The organism is Micromonospora sp. NPDC050495, from assembly GCF_040655175.1.
In the GTDB taxonomy this organism is placed as follows: domain Bacteria; phylum Actinomycetota; class Actinomycetes; order Mycobacteriales; family Micromonosporaceae; genus Micromonospora.
In genome coordinates, this window is record NZ_JBFAJK010000117.1 from 1 (window position 1) to 1,771 (window position 1,771).

General features: G+C 68.3%; 2 protein-coding genes. One reads left to right on the forward strand and one right to left on the reverse strand.

Translation table 11 applies throughout. The features are described from left to right. Positions 1–200: hypothetical protein (locus AB0I11_RS34315; protein ID WP_357330097.1), on the reverse strand; the 200-nt coding region annotated here is incomplete at its 3' end. On the opposite strand from AB0I11_RS34315, the gene AB0I11_RS34320 reads away from it, so the two are divergent. Then, positions 130–1,725: an IS1182 family transposase gene (locus AB0I11_RS34320; protein WP_357330095.1), complete on the forward strand. Its 1,596-nt coding sequence runs from the start codon at positions 130–132 to the stop codon at positions 1,723–1,725. The two genes, AB0I11_RS34315 and AB0I11_RS34320, sit on opposite strands and share 71 nt — an antisense overlap. Positions 1,726–1,771: the final 46 nt, after the last annotated feature.

The window sequence follows — 1,771 nt, forward strand, 5'->3', positions numbered from 1 at the left end:
GGGTTCTGCGTGACGTCGGCCTTCAAGACCTGGTTGTGGTCTTGAAGGCCGACGTTTTCGTATTGGGGTGGGTTGCGGGTGTCGATGCGGTCGCGGGCGTTGGGGGAGATCCCGGTGGAGACGGTGCGGGTGGCGCGGGCCGCGTTCCCGAAGGGCAGCCTGGCGATTCGGGTGCGGGACGAGTTGGGGGTGTTGTTCACCGACGCTGATTTCGCGGACTTGTTCCCGGTCCGGGGGAAGCCTGCCTGGTCACCGGGCCGGTTGGTGGTGGTGTTGGTGTTGCAGTTCGTTGAGGGGCTCACCGATCGGCAGGCCGCGGAGGCGGTGCGGGCCAGGATCGACTTCAAGTACGCCTTGGGGCTGGAGCTGGATGATCCGGGCTTCGACTTCTCGGTGTTGTCGGAGTTCAGGGACCGGCTGGTGCAGGCGGACGCGGGGCGGCGGGTGTTGGACGGCGTGTTGGCCGCGGCCCGGGAGAAAGGGCTGCTGAAGACGACGGGTCGGGCCAGGACCGACTCCACGCACGTGGTGTCGGCGGCCCGGGAGCTGTGTTGGTTGGAGATGGTCGTCGAGACACTGCGTGCGGCGTTGAACGCGCTCGCTCGGGATGTCCCGGGCTGGCTGGCGGAGGTGGCCGAGCCGGACTGGTTCAGGCATTACGCCACCAGGGCAGAGGACTCCCGCTTCCCCAAGGCACGCGCCAAGCGCGACGAGGTGGGGTTGCGGGTCGGGGCGGACGGTATGCGGCTGCTGGAGGCGGTGTTCTCGGCTGGTTCGCCTGAGCAGGCGCGGGAGCTGGAGGCGGTGGAGATCCTGCGGCAGGTGTGGGTCCAGCACTTCCACCTGGTCGAGGGCGAGGTGCGACGGCGGGACCCAAAAGACCGGCCGCCGGGCGCGGTACGCCTGGTCACCCCGCATGACGCCGAGGCGCGCGGCAGCGTCAAGCGCGACACCTGCTGGGACGGATACAAGGTCCACCTCACCGAGACCTGTGAGCCGGACGCCCCGAACCTGGTCACGAACGTGGCCACCACCTGCGCCACCGTCGCGGACAGCGTGATGGCAGAGGTGATCCACGCCGGTCTCGCTGGGCGTGACTGCCTGCCCGCGGAGCACTGGGTCGATGCCGGATACCCCAACGCCGCTCAAGTTGTGGCTGCCCGCACCCAATACGACGTCGACCTGCAGGGGCCTATCGGTGCCGACACCACGACGCAACGCGGCAGCCGCCATGGGCAGGATGCCTTCACTATCGACTGGGACCGGCAGCAGGTGACCTGCCCCACCGGCGTCACCAGCACGCAATGGCATCATCGGCGCTCCCAGCACGGCCTGCCGGTGATCCGGGTCCGGTTCAACCCCGCCGACTGCCGCGTCTGCCCCAGCCTGCGCGACTGCGTCAGCTCACCCAAAGCCGAACGCCGGGAGCTCACTCTGCGCCACCGGGCCGAACACGACACCGTCCGCAACGCCAGACGACAACAGCAGACCGACGACTGGAAACACCGCTACAAGATCCGCGCCGGCGTCGAGGGGACCATCTCCCAAGGCGTCCAACGCTGCGGCCTGCGCAGATCCCGCTACCTCGGCCTGGACAAGACTGCCCTGCAACACCAACTCACCGGCGCCGCGATGAACCTCGCCCGGATAGACGCCCACCTCACCGAAACACCCAGAGCCGCCACCCGCATCAGCCACTTCGCACAACTTCGCCCCGCCGGATAGATCCGACGGGGCGAAGCAGCAGAACCCGAATTAACCAACAGCATCC